14 protein-coding genes and 1 pseudogene are annotated in these 22,517 nt (G+C 63.3%); 10 read left to right on the forward strand and 5 right to left on the reverse strand.

What is annotated here, in order from left to right; genetic code table 11:
• Nucleotides 1-173: 173 nt before the first annotated feature.
• From JT360_RS12895 to JT360_RS12915, 5 genes and pseudogenes are all read left to right on the forward strand, one after another.
• Nucleotides 174-2,240 (forward strand): bifunctional metallophosphatase/5'-nucleotidase, encoded by a 2,067-nt coding sequence (locus JT360_RS12895; RefSeq protein WP_214471997.1) that lies wholly within the window; start codon nucleotides 174-176, stop codon nucleotides 2,238-2,240.
• A gap of 134 nt (nucleotides 2,241-2,374) precedes the next feature.
• Nucleotides 2,375-3,439, forward strand: coding sequence for a ferrochelatase (gene hemH, locus JT360_RS12900; protein ID WP_214471998.1), 1,065 nt, complete (start codon nucleotides 2,375-2,377; stop codon nucleotides 3,437-3,439).
• A gap of 110 nt (nucleotides 3,440-3,549) precedes the next feature.
• Nucleotides 3,550-3,876 (forward strand): annotated as a pseudogene (locus tag JT360_RS12905) (FAD-dependent oxidoreductase); the annotation flags it as partial.
• 88 nt (nucleotides 3,877-3,964) lie between these two features.
• Nucleotides 3,965-4,915 (forward strand): SPFH domain-containing protein, encoded by a 951-nt coding sequence (locus JT360_RS12910; RefSeq protein ID WP_214471999.1) that lies wholly within the window; start codon nucleotides 3,965-3,967, stop codon nucleotides 4,913-4,915.
• Between the two features lie 76 nt (nucleotides 4,916-4,991).
• Nucleotides 4,992-5,456 carry an NfeD family protein gene (locus JT360_RS12915; RefSeq protein ID WP_214472000.1) on the forward strand — a complete coding sequence of 155 codons (465 nt, stop codon included), beginning with the start codon at nucleotides 4,992-4,994 and terminating at the stop codon, nucleotides 5,454-5,456.
• A gap of 226 nt (nucleotides 5,457-5,682) precedes the next feature.
• Here JT360_RS12915 and JT360_RS12920 read toward each other — a convergent pair whose 3' ends face one another.
• Nucleotides 5,683-6,684, reverse strand: a complete 1,002-nt coding sequence (locus JT360_RS12920) for a KpsF/GutQ family sugar-phosphate isomerase (protein WP_214472001.1) — start codon at nucleotides 6,682-6,684, stop codon at nucleotides 5,683-5,685.
• 248 nt (nucleotides 6,685-6,932) lie between these two features.
• On the opposite strand from JT360_RS12920, the gene JT360_RS12925 reads away from it, so the two are divergent.
• Nucleotides 6,933-8,714 (forward strand): outer membrane beta-barrel protein, encoded by a 1,782-nt coding sequence (locus tag JT360_RS12925; RefSeq protein WP_214472002.1) that lies wholly within the window; start codon nucleotides 6,933-6,935, stop codon nucleotides 8,712-8,714.
• 162 nt (nucleotides 8,715-8,876) lie between these two features.
• Here JT360_RS12925 and galU read toward each other — a convergent pair whose 3' ends face one another.
• Entirely contained in the window at nucleotides 8,877-9,782 is a 906-nt protein-coding gene (gene galU, locus JT360_RS12930; protein WP_250888777.1) for a UTP--glucose-1-phosphate uridylyltransferase GalU, read from the reverse strand.
• Between the two features lie 209 nt (nucleotides 9,783-9,991).
• On the opposite strand from galU, the gene JT360_RS12935 reads away from it, so the two are divergent.
• Both JT360_RS12935 and JT360_RS12940 read left to right on the forward strand, forming a co-directional pair.
• On the forward strand, nucleotides 9,992-11,215 hold the full coding sequence (locus tag JT360_RS12935) for a lytic murein transglycosylase (RefSeq protein WP_214472003.1): 1,224 nt from the start codon (nucleotides 9,992-9,994) through the stop codon (nucleotides 11,213-11,215).
• A 124-nt stretch (nucleotides 11,216-11,339) separates the two neighbouring features.
• Nucleotides 11,340-12,569, forward strand: coding sequence for an SGNH/GDSL hydrolase family protein (locus JT360_RS12940; RefSeq protein ID WP_214472004.1), 1,230 nt, complete (start codon nucleotides 11,340-11,342; stop codon nucleotides 12,567-12,569).
• Here the strand turns inward: JT360_RS12940 and JT360_RS12945 are convergent.
• Together JT360_RS12945 and gltB are read right to left on the reverse strand one after the other, a co-directional pair.
• Nucleotides 12,566-14,020, reverse strand: a complete 1,455-nt coding sequence (locus JT360_RS12945; protein WP_214472005.1) for a glutamate synthase subunit beta — start codon at nucleotides 14,018-14,020, stop codon at nucleotides 12,566-12,568. The genes JT360_RS12940 and JT360_RS12945 overlap by 4 nt on opposite strands.
• A 141-nt stretch (nucleotides 14,021-14,161) precedes the next feature.
• Nucleotides 14,162-18,898, reverse strand: coding sequence for a glutamate synthase large subunit (gltB, locus tag JT360_RS12950; protein WP_214472006.1), 4,737 nt, complete (start codon nucleotides 18,896-18,898; stop codon nucleotides 14,162-14,164).
• Nucleotides 18,899-19,373: 475 nt separating this feature from the next.
• Between gltB and JT360_RS12955 the strand changes: the two genes are divergently transcribed.
• Nucleotides 19,374-20,426 carry a threonine aldolase family protein gene (locus JT360_RS12955; RefSeq protein WP_214472007.1) on the forward strand — a complete coding sequence of 351 codons (1,053 nt, stop codon included), beginning with the start codon at nucleotides 19,374-19,376 and terminating at the stop codon, nucleotides 20,424-20,426.
• Nucleotides 20,427-20,490: 64 nt separating this feature from the next.
• Here JT360_RS12955 and JT360_RS12960 read toward each other — a convergent pair whose 3' ends face one another.
• Nucleotides 20,491-20,958: an Hsp20 family protein gene (locus tag JT360_RS12960; protein ID WP_214472008.1), complete on the reverse strand. Its 468-nt coding sequence runs from the start codon at nucleotides 20,956-20,958 to the stop codon at nucleotides 20,491-20,493.
• A gap of 482 nt (nucleotides 20,959-21,440) precedes the next feature.
• Between JT360_RS12960 and JT360_RS12965 the strand changes: the two genes are divergently transcribed.
• Nucleotides 21,441-22,415: an alpha/beta fold hydrolase gene (locus JT360_RS12965; protein ID WP_214472009.1), complete on the forward strand. Its 975-nt coding sequence runs from the start codon at nucleotides 21,441-21,443 to the stop codon at nucleotides 22,413-22,415.
• Nucleotides 22,416-22,517: the final 102 nt, after the last annotated feature.

Below are 22,517 nucleotides of genomic sequence, written 5' to 3' on the forward strand. Positions count from 1 at the left end.
TGGCCGCCGTTTTTTTACGCCGGCAAATACCCCAGGTTTTGCGCTTGCGAATCCGCTCGGCATTTCCGCTTGCGCCAGCCGGAATGCGATGGGAACATGGTCGAAACGCTGGCTGTTATACCCAGTCAAGCAAGAGCGTTAAACGCCTCTGATCGGCCTACCGGGAGACGAAGATGAAGAAGCTTGCCGCCATTGCCGCCCTTTCCGCATCGACGCTTGGCCTGTCGGCCGGCGCATCCTTTGCCGACTACACATTGAACATCCTGCACATCAACGACTGGCACAGCCGCATCGAAGGCAACAACAAATATGAATCGACCTGCTCGGCCGATGAGGAGACCAAGGGTGAATGCATCGGCGGCGCCGGCCGGCTGATCACCGCGATCGCCCAGGAGCGCAAGAAGCTCGAAGGCCAGAACGTGCTCTTGCTCAGCGCCGGCGACAATTTCCAGGGCTCGCTGTTCTACACCACCTATAAGGGCAAGGTCGAAGGCGAGTTCCTCAACGACATGAAGTTCGACGCGATGGCGCTCGGCAACCATGAATTCGACGACGGCGAGACGGCCTTGGCACCGTTTCTCGACATGATCAAGTTCCCGGTGCTCGGCGCCAATGTGAAGGCCAACGCGCAGTCCAAGCTCGGCGATCGCGTCAAGCCGTCGATCGTCGTCGAAGTCGGCGGCCAGAAGATCGGCATCATCGGTGCCGTCACCAATGACACACCCGAACTCGCCTCCCCCGGCCCCAACGTCGCAATCGAGGACGACGTCAAGTCGATTACCGCCGAGGTCGAGAAGCTGAAGGCGCAAGGCGTCAACAAGATCATCGCGGTGACCCATATCGGCTACAACCGGGAGCGCGATATAATCGCCAAGATCCCGGGCATCGATGTGGTCGTCGGCGGCCACAGCCATACGCTTTTGTCCAACACCGATCCGAAGGCGGCAGGCCCCTACCCGACGATGGTCGACAACCCCGGCGGCTACAAGGTGCCGGTCGTGCAGGCGGCGTCCTATTCGAAATATCTCGGCGAGTTCAAGGTCGTGTTCGACGACAATGGCGTCGTCAAGTCGGCCAACGGCGATCCGATCTATCTCGACAAGTCGATCAAGCCGGATCCGGCCGTGCTCGCCCGCATCAAGGAACTCGGCGCGCCGATCGAGGCCTTGAAGAACAAGGAGGTGGCCGAGACCACCGATGTCATCGACGGCAGCCGCGAGAGCTGCCGCACCCATGAATGCGCGATGGGCAACCTCGTCTCCGACGCCATACTCGACCGCGTCAAGGGACAGGGCGTCGAGATCGTCATCTCCAATGGCGGCGGCCTGCGCGCCTCGATCGACAAGGGCACCGTCACCATGGGCGAGGTGCTGACCGTGTTGCCGTTCCAGAACACGCTGGCAACCTTCCAGATTTCCGGCAAGGACCTGGTCGCCGGGCTGGAAAACGGCCTCAGCCAGATCGAGGACGGCGCCGGCCGCTTCCCGCAGGTGGCCGGCCTCAAGTATTCCTTCGACAAGTCGGTCGCACCCAATGCCGGCCGCGTCAAATCCGTCGAGGTCATGGAGAACGGCGCCTGGACGCCGATCAAGCCCGACAAGGACTATCTGGTCGCCACCAACAATTATGTCCGCCAGGGCGGCGACGGCTACAAGATCTTCGCCGAAAAGGCCAGGAACGCCTACGACTACGGCCCCGGCCTCGAACAGGTCGTGGCCGATTATCTCGGCGCCCACCGACCCTACACGCCCAAGCTCGACGGCCGCATCACCGAGATCGCCGCGACAACAGCGGCGGCTCCCGCCGCCGAGCCGGCCAAGCCTGCCGAACCGGCTGACGCCGCAAAGCCCGCGGACGCGGCCCCGGCAATGCCCGAACTGCCCGCCAACTCGGGCAATATCGCCAACACACCGCCTGCCGTATCGACAGAGGCAGCGCCTCCAGCCCCGCCGGCTCCCGCTGCTCCTGCACCAGCCGAGCCTGCAAAACCGGCTGAAGTTGCTCCTGCACCGGCGACACCTGCGCAGGCAGAACCCGCGAAGCCTGCCGAACCGGCAAAGCCAGCTGAAGCGGTACCAGCCACGGGCAGCCATGTCATCGTTACCGGCGACACCTACTGGGATCTGGCCAAGAAGGCTTATGGCGACGCGACCAAGTGGAAGGTCATTTCGGGCGCCAACAAGGGCTTTGAGCCTCACCGATTGCCGCTTGGCGCGACATTGACCATCCCGCCGAAGTAAGGGCCTCGCTATCGCGCGCAGGAACACCCGCCCGGCAAACCGTGCGGGTGTTTCCCTTTTGAGGTAAGGTGCGGCCAGACGCTGCATTGAAAGCGCGCACAAGATGGTTAGGTTCGCGTCTTCCGGAGAACCTTATGACGCTTTCCACCCCTGTCGATCCCAAAGCCGCGACGGCTGTCGGCCCATTGCCCGCCGGCCATCCGCCGGGCAAGGCCGGCAAGGTCGGCGTCATGCTCGTCAATCTCGGCACCCCTGACGGCACCGATTTCAAGCCGATGTGGCGTTACCTCAGGGAATTCCTGTCCGATCCACGCGTCATCGAACTCAACAGGGCGATTTGGTATCCGATCCTTTATGGGCTCGTGCTCACCACGCGGCCGAAGAGATCGGGGGCCAATTATGCCCGGATCTGGAACCGGGAGAAGAACGAGTCGCCGCTGCGCACCTACACCCGCGCTCAAGGCGAAAAGCTGGCCGAGGCACTACGCGATCTGCCCGGTGTCGTCGTCGACTGGGCTATGCGCTACGGCAACCCCTCGACGGCGAGCGTCGCCGAACGTCTGGTCGCGCAGGGCTGCGACCGTATCCTGAGCTTCCCGCTCTATCCGCAATATTCCGCGACCACCACGGCCACCGCCAATGACCAGCTGTTTCGCGCGTTGATGAAGATGCGGGCGGCACCGGCCATCCGCAGCGTGCCGCCATACTATGCCGAACCGGTCTACATCGAAGCGCTGGCCCACTCGATCAAACGGCACCTGGCGACGCTCGATTTCGAGCCGGAGGTGGTCATCACCTCCTACCATGGCATCCCGAGACCATATTCCGACAGGGGCGACCCCTACCAGGCGCATTGCCTGGAGACGACACGGCTGCTGCGCGAGAAGCTAGGCTGGAGCGAGAAGAAGCTGATCACCACCTTCCAGTCGCGCTTCGGCGCGCAGGAATGGCTGCAGCCCTATACCGACAAGACGGTCGAGGAGCTGGCCAAGGAGGGCGTGCGGTCGATCGCCATCGTCAATCCCGGTTTTTCCGTCGACTGCATCGAGACGCTGGACGAGATCGGCCGCGAGGCGGCCGAGACCTTCCATCATGCCGGCGGCAAGGATTTCGCCCATATTCCTTGCCTCAACGACAGTGCCGAGGGCATGGCGGTGATCGAGGCCATGGTGCGGCGCGAACTGTCCGGCTGGGTCTAAAGCAATTCCAGGAAAAGTGTGAAACGGTTTTCCCGGGAAAAGCGCGTAGCGCTTTCCCAGGGGAATTGCGTCAAACAGAGTTGGAGCGGCTCGCCGGACGAGGACTTCGCGAGACACTGCGCGACGCGTTGATCGCCGACAAGAGCGCGCGCATCGCCACAAAACTTAGCCGGCTATTTCCACATCTCGACGTCAGGCCTGAATTTGCCTGGACCGGTTCCTTCGGCACCACGACCACTGGCCTGCCCCATATCGGCGCCATTCCGGGACACCCGCGCATCCATGCCGTAATGGGTTACGGCGGCAACGGCATTATCTTCTCGCAGATCGCTTCCGAGATCGTCTCGGCCTCGATCGGCGGGCTTGATGATACGGATGCGGAGCCATTTGCCTTCAACCACTGGGTGCAAAGCTACAAACAATCCCTCATCACCTGATTGTAACGCTATTGAAACAGAATTAAGTCTTTGGTGAAGCCGGCTGCGCGGGAGTGGCTCTCGCGGCCTGCCTCTGAGGGAGAGCCAAATGGATTTCAGTGGTTTCGATATTGCGATTGGTGCACTTGCCCTTCTGGTACTGGTGCTTCTCATCAAAGGCATCAGGACCATTCCGCAAGGCTACAATTATACGGTAGAGCGCTTCGGCCGTTACACCAAGACACTGAGCCCAGGCCTCAATTTCATTTTCCCGTTCGTCGACCGCGTCGGCGCCAAGATGAACATGATGGAGCAAGTGCTCGACGTTCCGAGCCAGGAGATCATCACCCGCGACAATGCCATCGTCGGTGTCGACGGCATCGCCTTTTTCCAGATCCTCAGCGCGGCCCAGGCAGCTTATCAGGTCTCGGGCCTGCAGAACGCCATCCTCAACCTGACGATGACCAACATCCGTACCGTCATGGGTTCCATGGACCTCGACGAGCTGTTGTCCAACCGCGACGCCATCAACGAGCGCCTGCTGCGCGTCGTCGACGAAGCAGCGCATCCGTGGGGCATCAAGATCACCCGCGTCGAGATCAAGGACATCAACCCGCCGGCCAACCTCATCGAATCGATGGGCCGGCAGATGACCGCCGAGCGCAACAAGCGGGCGCAGATCCTCGCCGCCGAAGGCCTCAAGCAGTCGCAGATCCTCGAAGCCGAGGGCCGCAAGGAAGCCGCCTTCCGCGACGCCGAGGCGCGCGAGCGCTCGGCCGAGGCGGAAGCCCGAGCCACGCAGGTGGTGTCGGAAGCGATTTCCAAGGGCGACGTGCAGGCGCTGAACTACTTCGTCGCCCAAAAATACACCGAGGCGCTGGGCAGGATCGGCACCGCCACCAACAGCAAGATCGTGCTGATGCCCTTCGAGGCATCGTCTCTGATCGGCTCGCTCGGCGGCATCGGCGAGATCGCCAAGGAAGTCTTCCGCAGCGAAGGCACGACCGGCGCGCAAAGGCAGTCCGCGCGCCCGCCCGTCGTGCGCCAGAGCGAAAATTGAGATCATAGGAGCATGATCCCGAAAAGTGGGAACCGGTTTTCGGAAAGATCATGCTCAAGCTGAAAGAAGCACTCCCATGTTCGACCGCATCGTTTCTGAACTTGGCCCTTGGAACTGGATAGTGTTGGGCTTCGCCCTGCTGGTCATGGAAGTCGTCGCACCAGGCATCTTCATGCTGTGGATCGGCATCGCGGCGCTCATCATCGGCGCCGTGTCGCTGCTGATCTGGGATGCCGCGATCTGGACCTGGCAGGTTCAGGTCCTCGCATTCCTCGCGCTGTCGCTGGTCTCGGCCTATGTCGGCAAGAAACTGGTCGGCGGGCGCCATGACCCGACGGACCAGCCGCTGCTCAACCGGCGCGGCGCGCAGATGATCGGCAGGATGGCCACGCTTGCCGAGCCGATCCGGGACGGCCGTGGCCGCATCAAGCTCGGCGACACGCTATGGCGCGTCTCCGGCCCGGACCTGCCGGCGGGCACGCAGGTGCGTGTCACCGGAGCAGCGGATACCGATCTGGAATTGACGGTGGAGCGGGTCTGACGTTCACAGCACCCCATTTGGGTAGGTGTGTTGAGATTCAGGTCAGGCCGCGTCGAAAATGGTGGCTTCCGAGAACCGGAGCGGAGCGTACTTTTGTACGTGAGCACCGGCCTACGCCGGCCGTAGCCTTACCCGGCACGACCACTCATGGGTGCTTCGGCCGGCGAAGGCCGGAAGCGCAGGAAGCCGCCATTTGCAGGCCGGCCCCACCTGAATATCAGCACACCTAGGCGGCGCCGATGCGAAGCAGGTCGTGGAAATGCACCACGCCCAGCGGCATGTTGTTCCTGGTCACCACCAGCGCGCCGACATTGTGCTCGTTGAGCAGCGCGATCGCCGTGCCGGCGAGCGTCTGCGGGTCGACTGTCTTGGGCGTGCGGGTCATCACCTCGTCGACGATGACCTCGGCCAGGTTACGGTGCAGGTTGCGCGCCACATCACCGTCGGTGATGATCCCGGCCAGCTCGCCGTTCGCGTCGACGATCAGGACGCAGCCGACCTTCTTCTGCGACAGCGTCATGACCGCTTCCGGCATCTTGGTGCCGAGCGAAGCCAATGGAATCTGATCGCCGACCCGCATGATCTCGGAGACCATGGTCAGGTTGGCGCCGAGCTGGCCGCCGGGATGGAAGGTGCGGAAATGGTCCGGCGTGAAACCGCGCGCCTCGAGCAGCGCGATCGCCAGCGCGTCGCCAATGACCAGTTGCAGTAAGGTCGACGTCGTCGGCGCCAGGCCGTGCGGACAGGCCTCGGGGCTGCGAGGCAAAAGCAGCACGACGTCGGCCGCGCGCGCCAGCGCCGATGTCTCGCCGGAGGTGACGGCGATGAGCGGAATGGAGAAGCGCCTGGAATAGGCGACGATGCCCAGCATCTCCTTGCTCTCGCCGGACCATGAGATGGCGATGATGGCATCGTCACGGGCGATCATGCCGAGATCGCCATGGTTGGCCTCGACGGGATGGACGAAGAAGGCCGGCGTGCCGGTCGAGGCCAGCGTCGCCGCGATCTTCGAGCCGATATGGCCGCTTTTGCCGATGCCGGTGACGATCAGCCGGCCCTTGATGTTCGAGATCATCTCGACGGCCTGCGCGAACGGCGCGGCCAGTCCGTCCTCGAGCGCTTCGGCAAGGGCGGCGATCCCGGCCTGCTCGGTTGCCACCGTTCTCAGCGCCGAAGCGATCGAGGCTTGCCCGTCCAACGGCTTCTTATCCAGGGATTTCGCATGCATGGATGATGCGATTAGCGCTTTGCCGCCCGCCTGTCCAACAGAAATGGCCCCACGCCTGTCGGCCAAACCGGTGCCAAGGATTGGTGCACGACAAGCATCAAAACAAGAAGCTTAACGCAGGCCGTATGATTCCGTTTCGAAATCGGCGCTTGAGGCCCGTGACGGCCGCCGCCTCAACCCTCCGTTAACCATCCCCATTTACGGTTCGGTAAGTATGGCGCGCGTGCGCCGCGCAAGCAGTGGTGGCGATGTCCGGGGCCCAGCCAGAAAAATCAAGAGGACGACAGGGCAAGGCGGCCTGCGCCTTGCTGCTGGCGACCAGCATGCTTGCGTTGCTGCGCCCGGGACTGCTTCATGCCCAGGAAACGGAGCTGCGCGGCGAGGTTTCCGAATCGGCGATCCTGTCCGACCAGCAGCGCAAGGCAAAGCAGCTTGCCCTCGCCGCCCAAGGCCAGCAGGCACCCACCAACGCCGCGCAGGACGATACGCCGCCGCGCACCTATTTGCCGGCCAGCGCCGGCGCCATCCCTGACGACAGCGATACGAATGCCGCCACCGGCAGCGTTTTCGATCCACCGCAGGCGACAGACGATACGTCCACCGACAATCCGCCGCCCAAGCCTCGCCGTCGGCCATCGGCTGCCGGGCAGAAAGCGACGGATCAGGACAAGACCAAGCCCGACGCGAAGGCAGCCGACAAGGCGAAGAAGAAAAAGGCGACCGCCGCGACCACGGGCACCAAGGCGGCCGCGGCCGATGACAGCGATAGTGCCGCGACGGATCAGGAAGCAGCCAACCGCCGTGCCCTCACCATCGACAGCGCCGACAAGCAGAAACTCGACCTCGGCGCCGAGCGCACCGCCGCCATCGAAGGCCAGAACAAGAAAGCCGAGGACGATCCGTTCGCCGCCACCGGCGTCAAATGGGGCTCCTTCGTCATTCGGCCGACGATCGAACAGGGCCTGACCGCCACGACAAACGGCGATTCGAGCAGTGCCGGTACATCGGCGCTGCTGTCCGAGACGGCGTTGCGCTTTTCCGCCATTTCCGACTGGCGCGAAAACTCCGCCAGCATCGACGGCTATGGCCTGTTCCGCGAGACCGTGTCGGGCTACCGGGTTCACGATGCGCAAGGCCGCATCGAAGGCCAGCTCAATGTCGACCTCGACAACGAACTGCGCGCCATCGCCAAGCTCGGCTACGAAGCGGTGCCGGAGACGGCCTCGTCACCCAATGCCATTGCCGGCGTCAGCACCCAGCCGCTGCGGCAGACGATCGACGGCAGCCTCGGCATCGAAAAGGCCGTCGGCAAGATGCAATACACGCTGACCGGCGCGGTCTCGCATGATTTCTATGGCGACGCCAAGCTTTCGGACGGCACCTCGCTGTCGCAGAAGGACCAAGACAACACGCTCTACACGGCGACCTTGCGCACCGGCTACGAAATCTCCCCGGCGCTCACCCCGTTCACCGAAATCGAGGTCGGCCGCCGGACTTACGACCAGCGCATCGACAATGAAGGCTTCGAGCGCTCCTCGACGCGGCTCGGCGCTCGCGCTGGCCTGCAACTCGACATGGGCGAGAAGCTGTCGGGTGAATTCTCGGCCGGGTGGCTGCGGGAAGCGATCGACGACAACAGCCTGGAGCCCATTTCGGGCGCGACCGTCAACGCCGACCTCAAATGGTCGCCGGAGCGCGGAACCACGATCGGCCTGACCGGCAAGACCACCGTCGAGACCACGACCACAGCGGGTGAAAGTGGCGATATCCTCTACTCCGGCCGCCTGACGGGCGAACGGCAGATCCGCGCCAACCTTACCGGCAACGCGGCTCTGGGCCTGGATTGGCGCGATTATGTCGGCATTGACGGCCATGACAGGATATTGAGCGCCGAGGCCGGGCTGACCTGGTGGCTGAACCGCTATGCCGGCCTCACCACCCGGGTCAAGACCGAAAAGCTGACCAGCAACCTGCCCGGCCGAGACTACACCGCCAACAGCATCTACCTCGGCGTGAAGGTGCAGCGCTGAGCGCGTGCGAACCAACGCCAAGGATATGTTGAGATTCAGGTCAGGCCGCGCCGAGAGTGGTGGGTTCCGAGAACCGGAGCGGAGCGTACTTAAAGTACGTGAGCACCGGAAGCGCAGGAAGCCGACATTCGCAGGCCGGCATCACCTGAATATCGGCATATCCTAAAACGCCGCCCCGCGGCGCTCTGATGGCTTCATTTCATCCAGCAGTGTGCGGATGACGCCGGCCATGCTCCCGTTCATGTCGCTGCGCCACAGCGCGAAGGCGACATTGGCCTCGACGAAGCCTTCCGGCGAACCGCAGTCGAAGGTGCGGCCCCGATAGTGGTAGCCATAGAAGGCCTGCTGCTTCTCCAGCTTCAGCATCGCGTCGGTGAGCTGGATCTCGTTGCCGGCGCCCTTTTCCTGGCCTTCCAGAATCTTGAAGATCTCGGGCTGCAGGATGTAGCGGCCGTTGATATAGAGATTGGAGGGCGCGGTGCCGGTCTTCGGCTTCTCCACCATCTCGGTGATGCGGAAGCCGTGATGCGCATCCTCGCCGCGGCCGACGATGCCGTATTTGTGGGCCTCCGCCGGGTCGCATTCCTGCACGGCAATGATGTTGTTGCCGGTTTCCGCGTAGAGTTCGACCATCGCCTGCATGCAGCTCTTTTCCGACTGCATGATCATGTCAGGCAACAGCAGCGCGAACGGCTCGTCGCCGACCAGTTCGCGTGCGCACCAGACGGCATGGCCGAGCCCCATCGGCACCTGCTGGCGGGTGAAGCTGGTTTGTCCAGGCGCCGGCTGCAGCCGCTGCAGCCGGGCAAGCTGGTCATCCTTGCCGCGTTGCGCGAGCGTGTCATAGAGCTCGAACTGGACGTCGAAATGGTCCTCGATGACGGCCTTGTTGCGGCCGGTCACGAAGATGAAATGCTCGATGCCGGCCTCGCGCGCTTCGTCCACCACATATTGGATGACGGGCCGGTCGACCACGGTCAGCATTTCCTTGGGAATGGCCTTGGTGGCGGGAAGAAACCGCGTGCCGAGACCGGCGACCGGGAAAACTGCCTTGCGAACTCTCTTCATGCTGTCAATTATCCGTTTGATGGCGGGCTCCGCAATCCCCATCCGGCGACATTTTCACGCCGGAATTGAAGATTACTGGGCGAGCGAGGGAAACTTCCACCAGTAAAGCTTCGAAGCGTCTTTTCGTTCCAGGCGCCACCTATGGTAAACCAATTCCTAACCCGGTTCGGCGATGAATGGTCTTTCCTGAGACAGAGAAGGAGGAAAACATGTCCGTTCGCAATGCCGCAAAACGTTTCACCAGCGTCATGACGGCAGCCGGCCTCTCGCTCGCTTTGCTGGTGCCTGCCGGGCCGGCCTTCGCCGATGCCGGTTTCCGGCAATGGGTCGCAAGCTTCCGTGCCACCGCCGTGGCGGGCGGCGTTTCCGGGTCCGTCTACGACCAGGCTTTCAGGGGCATCAATGAGCCGGATCCCGTGGTGCTGGACAAGGCACGCACGCAGCCCGAATTCACCGCGCCCGCCTGGGATTATTTCGACAACCGCGTCCACGACCAGTCGGTCGCCGTCGGGCAGCAGATGGCGAAGAAATGGAAGCCGTGGCTGGACAGGATCGAGGCGAGATTCGGCGTCGACCGCTACATCCTGCTCGCCATCTGGTCGATGGAATCGAACTATGGCGAGATCCTCAAGCGTGACGACATCATGCGCAACGTCGTGCGTTCGCTGGCGACACTCGCCTATGGCGATCCGAAGCGGTCGAAATACGCCCGCACCCAGCTGGTCGCGGCCCTGAAGATCCTGCAGACCGGCGACATCGACGAAAGCCACCTGATGGGCTCCTGGGCCGGCGCCATGGGCCAGACCCAGTTCATCCCCACCAGCTACCAGCACTATGCCGTCGACATGGATGGCAACGGCAAGCGCGACATCTGGAATTCCATCCCCGATGCGCTGGCGACATCAGCCAATCTGTTGAAGAAGAACGGCTGGCAGGCCGGCAAGACCTGGGGCTACGAAGTGGCGATCCCGGCCGGCAAACTGCCGGGTGGATCGAAGACGCTGGCGCAGTGGCAGGCGCTCGGGGTGGTCAGGGCCAGCGGCAAGCCGTTCAAGAGCCCCGCCGACAAGGCGACGCTGAAGGTGCCGGATGGCCGTGGCGGGCCGGCCTTCCTGATGATCAGGAACTTCTCGGTCATCAAGGCTTACAACAACGCCGACAAATATGCCCTGGCTGTCGGCCTTCTCGCCGACGAGATCGCCGGTGGCAGCGGCCTCGTCCAGGACTGGAATCGGCCCTTCACCAAGCTCACCTTCGAGGAAAGGCAGGAGTTGCAGAAGCGGCTTTCGCAGCACGGGCTTTACGACGGCAAGGCCGACGGCAAGATCGGTGACGGCTCCAAGTCGGCCATCATGGCCTATCAGGCAAAGGTCGGCTTGACCCAGGACGGCTATCCGAGCATGGAAGTGCTCAAATGGCTCAGGCAGAAATAGAGTCGACCACGGCGCCACGCGCGTTTTTCGCGCACGCACCACGCGCCATGGCACTTTGAACTTGCACCCAGCCCCAAAACCGGCTCCGGTTTGCGGGACCAGGCGCAAGGGGATGGAGGAGTGATTGGTTTCGGCCGCGCGCATCGCGATCCTTGTTCGTCGCACGCCGATCCTTTTTCTGGCGATCGTCCTTTTGGCGATCGGCGCGGCCGGTGCTTTCCATGCGCCGGCCATGGCGCAGGAGGAGGAGCAGCAGCAGGATCGTGGCTGGTCGTTGCGCGACCTTCTGTTTCCGCGCCGCAGCGAGCGGTTTGAGCCGCCGCTCGACATCGAGAGGGCAAAACCGAAGCCGCGCAAACCCCGGGTTCCGCGTGCACCGGTCGAGCCACAAATGCCGATAGCGGAGAAGGCGCCGGACGCCCGCATAGTCCTGGTTGTCGGGGATTTCATGGCGTCCGGTCTCGCCGAAGGGCTGGACACCGCCTTTGCCGACAATCCAGCCGTGAGGATCGTCGTTCGCGCCAATGGTTCGTCCGGCTTCGTGCGTGACGATTTCTACAACTGGCCCGAACAAATCAAATCGCTGATCGAGACCGAGAAGCCTGCCGCGGTGGTCGTCATGCTGGGGTCCAACGACCGCCAGCAGATGAAGGTGGGCGATGTGCGCGAGCAGCCCCGGTCCGAGAACTGGACCAAGGAATATGAGCAGCGCACCGACGCATTCGGCAAGGCCATCGCCGCCGCCAAGGTGCCGTTCCTGTGGGTCGGCATGCCGGCCTTCCGGGTGCCGAAGATGACCTCCGACATGCTGGCCTTCAACGACATCTATCACAAGGCCGCCGAAAGCCATGGCGGCGAATTCGTCGACGTCTGGGATGGGTTCGTCGACGAGAACGGCGCCTTCATCACCAGCGGCCCCGACATGAACGGCCAGCCGGTGCGACTGCGCGCCGATGACGGCATCAACGTGTCGAAGGCCGGCAAGCGCAAGCTAGCCTTCTACACCGAAAAGCCGCTGATGAAGATACTGGGTCTGGCCGCGCCCGGCAGCTTGGCCCCGGCCGCCGCGCCGGCGGGTGCGCCTGTCGAGGCACCGGCGCCAGCTGCCGCGCCGATTGTGATCGACCGCACCGCACCCATGCTGCTCAGTGATCCGGCGCTCGACGGCGGCACAGAGTTGCTCGGCGCCGCCCCGCCGGCGAAAGCCAATCCGGCTCTTCCCGGGGAAAAACTGGTGATCGAAGGCAAGGCGCCGGAGGCTTCGCCCGGACGAGCCGACGATTTCTCCTGGCCGCCAAAGACACCCGCAGCGGCAGCGGCCGCGACGGACACCACGACCGCGATCAACCCTTAGCGGGGCAATACCGTCGATCCCATCAGCGCCTCGTCGATCGAGCGCGCTGCCTGGCGGCCTTCGCGGATCGCCCAGACCACCAGCGACTGGCCACGGCGCACATCGCCCGCCGCATAGAGCCGGTCGACGCTGGTCCTGTAGTCGCGGTCATTGGCCTCGACATTCCTGGAGCGGCGGCTGTCGGTGGTGATCTTCATCTCACCTTCCAGCTCAGCCGCCACGCCGCCCGCCGCCGGTCCGGCAAAGCCGATGGCAATGAAGGCGAGGTCGGCGCGGATGACGAATTCAGTGCCGGCGATCGGCTTGCGCTTGTCGTCGACCTCGCAGCATTTGACGCCGGTAAGCTGGCCTTCTTCGCCGATGAATTCGAGCGTCGCCACCTGGAATTCGCGCTCGGCGCCCTCGGCCTGCGAGGATGAGGTGCGCATCTTGGTCGCCCAATAGGGCCACACGGCGAGCTTGTCTTCCTTTTCCGGCGGCTGCGGGCGGATGTCGAGCTGGGTGACGCGCACCGCGCCCTGGCGGAAAGCGGTGCCGACGCAGTCCGACGCTGTATCGCCGCCGCCGACCACGACAACATGCTGGCCGCCGGCGATGATCGGGTGCGATGGCCATGCCACCGACTGGATCGGCTCGCCGCCGACGCGGCGGTTCTGCTGCACCAGATAGGGCATGGCGTCATGCACGCCGCCGAGATCGTCGCCGGGAATGTTGGCCGCTCGCGGCGTTTCCGACCCGCCGCAATAGAGCACGGCATCATGCTCGGCGAGCAGCTCGATCACCGGCTTGTCGACGCCGACATTGACGCCGCAATGGAAGGTCACGCCCTCGCCCTGCATCTGCTCGATGCGACGGTCGATATAGTGCTTCTCGATCTTGAAGTCGGGAATGCCGTAGCGCATCAGCCCGCCCGGACGGCTCTCGCGTTCATAGACATGGACGTCGTGGCCGGCGCGGCCGAGTTGCTGGGCGGCAGCCATGCCGGCCGGGCCGGAGCCGATGATGGCGACGCGCTTGCCGGTCTTCTTCTCCGGCGGATAGGGCCTGATGTGGCCGGTCTCATAGGCCTTGTCGGCGATCGCCTGCTCGACCGTCTTGATGGCGACGGGGATGTCCTCGAGATTCAGCGTGCAGGCTTCCTCGCAAGGTGCCGGGCAGATGCGGCCGGTGAACTCCGGGAAATTGTTGGTCGAATGCAGGTTGCGGATCGCGTTGTCCCAGTCCCTGTTGTAGACGAGGTCGTTCCAGTCGGGGATCTGGTTGTGGATCGGGCAGCCCGTCGGCCCGTGGCAGAACGGAATGCCGCAATCCATGCAGCGAGCGGCCTGTTTCTCGACCTCCTTGTCCGACATCGGCAGCGTGAACTCGCGGAAATGCCGGATGCGGTCGGAGGCCGGCTGGTACTTGTGCACCTGCCGGTCGATCTCGAGAAAGCCTGTTACCTTGCCCATAGTCCAGTTCCTGCTGTCCAGATGGTGCGGTTTTCGCCGCACCCGTTAACCTCTTGAGGCAGCCATGGCAACCTTGCGCCCGAGGTCAAACTGTCGATGAAGGGGCCGGGAAGCCTGGGCTCCCCGGCAGTTCTCACAACTCTATTCGGCCGCGACGCCCATGCGCATGCGTTCCATCTCGATCAGAGCGCGGCGGTATTCGACCGGCATGATCTTGCGGAATTTCGGCCGGAATGTCGTCCAGTCGTCGAGGATCTCGCGGCCGCGCACCGAGCCCGTATAGTGGACGTGGTTCGAGATCAGCTGGTAGAGCCGTTCCTCGTCGTGGCTGGTCATGTCGCCGGACACGTCGACGCGGCCCTTGTGGTCGAGGTCGCCGCCATGGTGCAGCAGCCTTTCCATCAAATCGTCTTCTTCCGGCACCGGCTCCAGCTCGACCATCGCCATGTTGCAGCGCTCGGCGAAATCGCCGGCCTCGTCCAGCACATAGGCGACACCGCCCGACATCCCGGCGGCGAAGTTGCGGCCGGTCTTGCCGATGACGACGACGACGCCGCCGGTCATGTACTCGCAGCCATGGTCGCCGACGCCTTCGACGACGGCGGCAACACCCGAATTGCGCACCGCGAAACGCTCGCCGGCGACGCCGGCGAAGTAGGCCTCGCCCTCGGTCGCGCCGTAGAGCACCGTGTTGCCGACGATGATGGACTCGGCCGCGACGATCCTGGCCTCTTCAGGCGGCCGGATGACGATGCGTCCGCCCGACAGGCCCTTGCCGACATAGTCGTTGGCGGCGCCGACGAGTTCGAACGAGATGCCGCGCGCCAGGAAGGCACCAAAGGACTGGCCGGCGGTTCCGGTGAGCTTCACCGAGATCGTGTCCTCGCGCAGGCCCTTGTGCTTGAAGCGCTTGGCCACTTCGCCTGACAGCATGGCGCCCGTCGAACGGTCGACATTGCGGATGTCGACCTCGATCTTGACCGCCTGCTTGGCCTCGAGCGCTGGCTTGGCCAGTTCGATCAGCTTGCGGTCGAGCACATCGTCGATCGGATGCTTCTGCCGTTCGGTCCAGTGCACCGCTTCATGCGGCGCATCGGGCTTGTAGAACATCTTCGAGAAGTCGAGACCGCGCGCCTTCCAGTGCTGGATCACGTCGCGCTTTTCCAGAAGGTCGGCGTCGCCGATGATCTGGTCGATATGGGTGAATCCCATTTCGGCAAGCAGTGCCCTCACCTCTTCCGCCACATAGAAGAAGAAGTTGATGACATGCTCGGGCGTGCCCTTGAAGCGCTTGCGCAACACCGGATCCTGCGTCGCGACGCCGACGGGGCAGGTGTTGAGATGGCACTTGCGCATCATGATGCAGCCGGCCGCGATCAGCGGCGCAGTCGAGAAGCCGAACTCGTCGGCGCCGAGCAGCGCGCCGATGATGACGTCGCGGCCGGTGCGCAAGCCACCATCGACCTGCAGCGCCACGCGCGAACGCAAGCCGTTCAGCACCAGCGTCTGGTGCGTCTCGGCGAGGCCCATTTCCCACGGGCTGCCGGCATGCTTGAGCGAGGTGAGCGGCGAGGCACCGGTGCCGCCATCATAGCCCGAGATGGTGATGTGGTCGGCGCGCGCCTTGGCAACACCTGCCGCGACCGTGCCGACACCGACTTCCGAAACCAGCTTGACCGACACGTCGGCGGCCGGGTTGACGTTCTTCAAATCGTAGATCAGCTGCGCCAGATCCTCGATCGAATAGATGTCGTGATGCGGCGGCGGCGAGATCAGGCCGACGCCGGGCGTCGAATGCCGAACCTTGGCGATGGTGGCGTCGACCTTGTGGCCGGGCAGCTGGCCGCCCTCGCCGGGCTTGGCGCCCTGCGCGACTTTGATCTGCATGACGTCGGAATTGACGAGATACTCAGCCGTCACCCCGAACCGGCCCGAGGCGACCTGCTTGATCGCCGAACGTTCCGGGTTCTTGCCGCCACCGGGCAGCGGCAGGTAGCGGTCGGCCTCTTCCCCGCCCTCGCCTGTGTTCGACTTGCCGCCGATCTGGTTCATGGCGCGGGCCAGCGTGGTGTGCGCTTCCCTGGAGATCGAGCCGAACGACATCGCCCCGGTCGAGAAGCGCTTGACGATCTCGGCCGCCGGCATCACGTCGTCGAGCGCGACCTTCTTGCGGCCGGTCTCGTCCGCCAGCTTGATCTTGAACAAGCCGCGGATGGTCTGCGCGCGGGCCGTCTCGCTGTCGATCTGCGCCGAATAGTCCTTGAACGTCTCCCACGAGCCCTGGCGCACGGCGTGCTGCAAGGTGGCGACCGCATCGGGCGACCACATATGCGCCTCGCCGCGCATGCGGAAGAGATATTCGCCACCGACATCCAGGCTGTTGCGCAGCACCGGATCGCTGCCGAAACCATCCGTGTGGCGGCTGACCGTTTCGCCTGCGACCTCATCCAGCCCGACGCCTTCGATCAGCGTCGCGGTGCCGGTGAAATATTGCTGCACGAAATCGGTCTTCAGCCCGATGGCGTCGAAGATCTGCGCGCCGCAATAGGACTGGTAGGTCGAGATGCCCATCTTGGACATCACCTTGAGGATGCCCTTGCCGATCGACTTGATGTAGCGCGACACGACTTCGTAGGCATCCACCTCCTCAGGCAGCTCGCCGCGCTTGTGCATGTCGAGCAGCGTGTCGAAGGCGAGATAGGGATTGATCGCTTCCGCGCCGTAGCCGGCAAGGCAGCAGAAATGGTGCACTTCGCGCGGCTCGCCGGATTCCACGACGAGGCCAACCGAGGTGCGCAGCCCCTTGCGGATCAGGTGGTGATGCACCGCGGCCGTTGCCAGCAGCGCCGGAATGGCGATGCGGTCCGGGCCGAGCTGGCGGTCGGACAGGATGATGATGTTGTAGCCGCCGGCGACTGCCGCCTCGGCCCGCTCGCATAGGCGGTCGATGGCGCCCTGCATGCCCGCGGCGCCCTCGTTGGAGCCATAGGTGATGTCGATCGTCTTGGTGTCGAAACGGTCCTCGGTGTGGCCGATGGAACGGATCTTTTCCAGGTCGCCATTGGTCAGGATCGGCTGGCGCACCTCGAGCCGCTTGCGGCGCGAATTGCCGACCAGGTCGAAGATGTTCGGCCGCGGCCCGATGAAGGACACCAGGCTCATCACCAGCTCCTCGCGGATCGGATCGATCGGCGGATTGGTGACCTGGGCGAAGTTCTGCTTGAAATAAGTGTAGAGCAGCTTCGACTTGTCCGACATGGCCGAAATCGGCGTGTCGGTGCCCATCGAACCGACCGCTTCCTGGCCGGTGGTCGCCATCGGCGACATCAGCAGCTTGGTGTCTTCCTGGGTGTAGCCGAACGCCTGCTGGCGATCGAGCAGGCTGACATCCTTGCGCAGCGCGCGTGGCTCGACCGGCTTCAGATCTTCCAGGATGAGCTGCGTGTTGGCGAGCCAGGTCTTGTAGGGATGCTTGGTGGCGATCTCCGACTTGATCTCCTCGTCGGGGACGATGCGGCCCTTGGCAAGATCGATCAGAAGCATGCGGCCGGGCTGCAGCCGCCACTTCTGGACGATCTTCTCCTCCGGCACCGGCAGCACGCCGGCCTCGGAAGCCATGATGACGCGGTCGTCGTCGGTGACGATGTAGCGTGCCGGGCGCAATCCGTTGCGGTCGAGCGTAGCGCCGATCTGGCGGCCATCGGTGAAGGCGACCGCCGCCGGCCCGTCCCACGGCTCCATCAGAGCTGCATGGTATTCGTAGAAAGCCTTGCGATCGGCATCCATGAGCTTGTTGCCGGCCCAGGCTTCCGGGATCAGCATCATCATGGCGTGGCTGAGGCTATAGCCGCCCTGGAACAGGAACTCGAGCGCATTGTCGAAACAGGCGGTGTCGGACTGGCCGTCATAGGAGATCGGCCAGAGCTTCGAGATGTTGTTGCCGAACAGTTCGGAATCGACTGAAGCCTGCCTGGCCGCCATCCAGTTGTTGTTGCCGCGCACGGTGTTGATCTCGCCATTGTGCGCGACCATGCGGTAGGGATGCGCCAACTTCCACGACGGGAAGGTGTTGGTCGAGAAGCGCTGGTGGACGAGGATCAGCGCGGTCTCAAAACGCGGATCCTTGAGGTCCTTGTAGTAGGCGCCGACCTGATAGGCCAGGAACATGCCCTTGTAGACGATGGTGCGCGCCGACAGCGACACACAATAGGCGCCGATGTCCTTGTTGTCGTTCTCGGCGTAGATACGGCCCGAGATGACCTTGCGCAGCAGATAGAGCCTCGCCTCGTATTCCTCGTCATCGGGAATGTCGGCCGTGCGGCCGATGAAGACCTGGCGATGGAAAGGCTCGGACGCGACAATGTCGGGCGCCTTCGACAGCGATGAATTGTCCACGGGCACGTCGCGAAATCCCAGCAGCGGCAGCCCCTCGGACTGCGCGGACTCGGCGATAACATCCTCGACATGGGCGCGAAGGGTGGCGTCCTGCGGCATGAACCAGTGTCCAACACCATACTGGCCCGACGGCGGCAGCTCGATGCCCTGGGCAGCCATCTCCTCACGGAAGAATTGGTCCGGAAGCTGCACCAGCACGCCGGCGCCATCGCCAACCAGCGGATCGGCGCCGACGGCGCCGCGATGCGTCAGGTTTTCAAGCACGGCAAGGCCGTCCTCGACGATCTGATGGGACTTCACGCCCTTCATGTTGACGATGAAGCCGACCCCGCAGGCGTCATGTTCGTTGCGCGGATCGTAGAGGCCACGAGCGGAAAAACCGGTATCGGTTCGGCCAATATTGGATCGCGGCGTGTTTTTGACGGCAGCCGCTTTCGTCTGCGCGGCCTGGCCGTTCGTCGCAGAGAGCGTCATATCCGTCATTGTCCTGTCCTCCATTCCAGCCCTTCAGGCGCTGGTTTGCCTCGGCAAGCGCTTGGCTCACCCTGATCCTTGCGGCACGTCTTGCGAAATCCTTGCCGAACCATGCGGCTTTCCGCTTGGCTCGCATCTGGTATCGTACAGGCCAGAGTCTGGCCGTCCACCTGTCGCTCGCAGCAACAGCCGGAGAGGCCAATATGTTACGCCAATCCGGCCAGTTTTGTGCGACAAAATAAGACAGCACTACTGTCCTAAATTTTTATGGCAGAATTCCCCGACGCGCACAAGACCGATTCACAAAAAACTTGGGCCGCCGGCGACAGAAAATTACGTGAAGCCGATGAAAAACGTAAGCTTCAGTCGCCGAGGCCTGCCCGTCTGTCTGGCTTGGCTTTAATGGTTTTCCAGCCTCTGGCCCTTGCGGTCGGCTAGCGAAACCGGTCAACTCCGCACTGATTTCCCCAACACAGGCAGATGCATGTTCTTCGCTTCCGACAATTGGGCAGGCGCCCATCCCAATATCGCCGCCGGCTTGTCCGCCAATGCCGGCGGTTTTTCCATGGCCTATGGCGACGGTGCGCTCGACCAGGCGGTCTATCGGCGCTTCAGCGAGATTTTCGAACGCGAGGTCGCGGTGTTCTTCGTGGCGACCGGCACCGCCGCCAACTCGCTGTCGCTGACTGCATACAACAAGCCCGGAGGCATTTCCTTCGCCCATCGCGAATCGCATGTCATCGTAGATGAATGCGGCGCGCCGGAGTATTTTTCCGGCGGCTCGCGCCTCAATGCCATCGACGGGGCGTTGGGCAAGATCGATCCGCACAATCTGGAAAGGGCAATCGGCCGTTTTGCCGGCGAAGTGGTCCATTGGGGCCGGCCGATGGCTGTTTCGATCACCCAGTCGACGGAGGTCGGCACCATTTATGGCCTGGATGACATTGCCGCGATCTCGGCCATTGCCAAGCAGCATTCCGTGCCGCTGCACATGGACGGCGCCCGCTTTGCCAATGCGCTGGCCGCACTGGACACGACGCCGGCCGAAATGACCTGGAAACGCGGCGTCGACATCCTGTCCTTCGGCGGCACCAAGAATGGCTGCTGGTGCGCCGAGGCGATCGTTCTGTTCGACCTCGACCGCGCGAAAGAATTGGCCTTCCTGCGCAAGCGCGCAGCCCAACTATTCTCGAAATCGCGCTTTATCGCGGCGCAGTTCGATGCCTATTTCAAGAACGGCTTATGGCTCGACACGGCGCGCCATGCCAACGCCATGGCCGCGCGCCTGGCGGCGGCAATCGAGGATTCGGGCACGGCCAAGCTGGCATGGCTGCCGCAGGCCAACGAGGTGTTCGCGGTGATGAAGAAAGCCGAAGCCGACAGGCTTCAGGCGGCGGGCGCCGCCTTTTACGATTGGCACAAGCCGCACGGCTTTGAGGGCCATATCGGCGAGGACGAGTTGCTCTATCGCTTCGTCACCAGCTTTGCGACCACAACCGAGGAAGTCGACCGCTTCGGCCAGTTGATTGCTGGATAGACGGTATCCCAGAAAAAAAGCGGCGCCTTTCGGCGCCGCTTCCGTCTCGGGAGGAGACTAGATATTACGCAGCGGTCTTGGCCTCGATCTGCTTGGCCTTGGCCGGAGCCGAGGTGATCGCGATCTTGCGCGGCTTGAGCTCCTCGGGGATGTTGCGCTTGAGGTCGACGAAGAGCAGGCCGTTCTTCAGCGAGGCACCGACGACTTCAACGTGGTCGGCAAGCTGGAAGCGGCGCTCGAAGGCCCTGGAGGCAATGCCGCGATAAAGCAGCTCGGAGCCTTCACCAGTACCCTCATCCTTGCGCTCACCTTTTACAGTCAGCACATTGCGATGGGCTTCGATCGAGATTTCTTCGTCCGAGAAGCCGGCAACGGCCATCGAGATCCGGTAGGAATCCTCGCCGGTGCGCTCGATGTTGTAGGGCGGATAGGTCTGCGCGCCATCGGGCTGCGCAAGCGAATCGAGCATGGTGAAGAGACGGTCGAAGCCGACGGTCGAACGATAGAGCGGGGAAAAATCAACGTGACGCATGAGGTGTTCTCCTGTTGAGCAACATGGTTTGCGTATGGCCGGTGCGAAACCCACGAGCGGCGTTTCGGCTGGACCAGCGGCCCCGATATTGGCGACCGCAAACCACATTTGGGGAGCGCGCGAAGGCATTTCAAGATTTGGCCGGACGGCAAAAAAGCAGGGCGGCCTGCCCTTGATGAACGGCAGATGAACCGGCGCTTCGGCGCGCGTTCAGACAGCTGCCGCTAAAGTGCCTCTCAAGATCACGGATTGGCGGCGCCGGATTTGCAGAGGGGCCGCAACGAGGCCGAACCGGGTGTTAACGTCCCTTCCTCCCGGATCGACAGAAGGCCGGAAGCGCGCTCAAAGCCGCTTCCGGCCTTCCCTGGTGCTGCGTCTCCCGTAACCTGGAATTCCTTTGCTTTTGATGTATTGACGTCTATCACCTTGAGAGGCCGGTCCCGACAGGCTGGCACGTGAAGACGCCGAGCACAAAGCGCCGAATGACGGACATCCTCCAAGACATCCCCCTTTTCCACGAGACTGAGGGCAATCCGCGGCCGGAGAACGCCACCGGCGGCTTCTTCATCACGCGGGACGGCAAGAAGATCCGCTATGGTCTGTTCGCGGCTGTGGCGCGTCCGATGAGGGGCACCGTGGTGCTGCTCTCCGGCCGCAACGAGTGCATCGAGAAATATTTCGAGACCATCCGCGACCTTGCCGCCCGGGGCCTTGGCGTCGCCACGCTCGACTGGCGCGGCCAAGGTGATTCCGACCGGCTGATCCGCGATCGCCAGCGCGGCTATGTCAGGTCGTTTCGCGATTATACGGCTGACTTGGAGCAGTTCTTCGAGGAAATCGTGCTGCCCGACTGCCGCGGACCATACTACATCCTCGCCCATTCTGCCGGGGCGGTGATCACGCTGCTTGCCGCGCCATCCCTGGTCAACCGCGTGCGGCGCATGGTGCTGATCGCGCCGTTCCTGACGCTGCCCGATCTTCCGGTCTCGATAAGCACGGTCCGCCGCGTCTGTTCGTTTTTCTGTGCGGTTGGCCTTGGCCGGCTCTATGCCGCCTGGGGTCCACGGCCGAGACAGACATTGCCTTTCGAGGCCAACAAGGTGACATCGGACCCGCAGCGCTATCGGCGCAACACGCGCATCTACGAAGAGTATCCGCAACTGGCGCTTGGCGGCCCGACAATCCGCTGGCTGCAGGCAGCGGCGAAGGCGTCGGAAGCGATCAGCGATCCCGATTTCATGGCCCGGATTCAGGTGCCTCTCCTGATCATCGCCGCCGGCGCCGACCAAGTCGTCTCGACCAGGGCGGTGGAAACTTACGCCAGACATCTGCGGCTCGGCTCGCAGCTGATGATCGACGGCTCGCGCCATGAAATCCTGCAGGAAGCCGATCTCTACCGCGAACAACTCCTCGCCGCCTTCGACGCCTTCATCCCGGGCTCCGACGACGTCGTTTGACCGCTTTGCCTGTCGGTTTGCGGGCCACGTTATCGCCTATGAGCGGACCCACACAACCCAGTCACCTTCATGGAAGGACCGACCGGTCAGCACAGGGACCGC

The sequence above is a fragment of the Mesorhizobium sp. dw_380 genome (assembly GCF_018588885.1).
GTDB lineage: Bacteria > Pseudomonadota > Alphaproteobacteria > Rhizobiales > Rhizobiaceae > Mesorhizobium.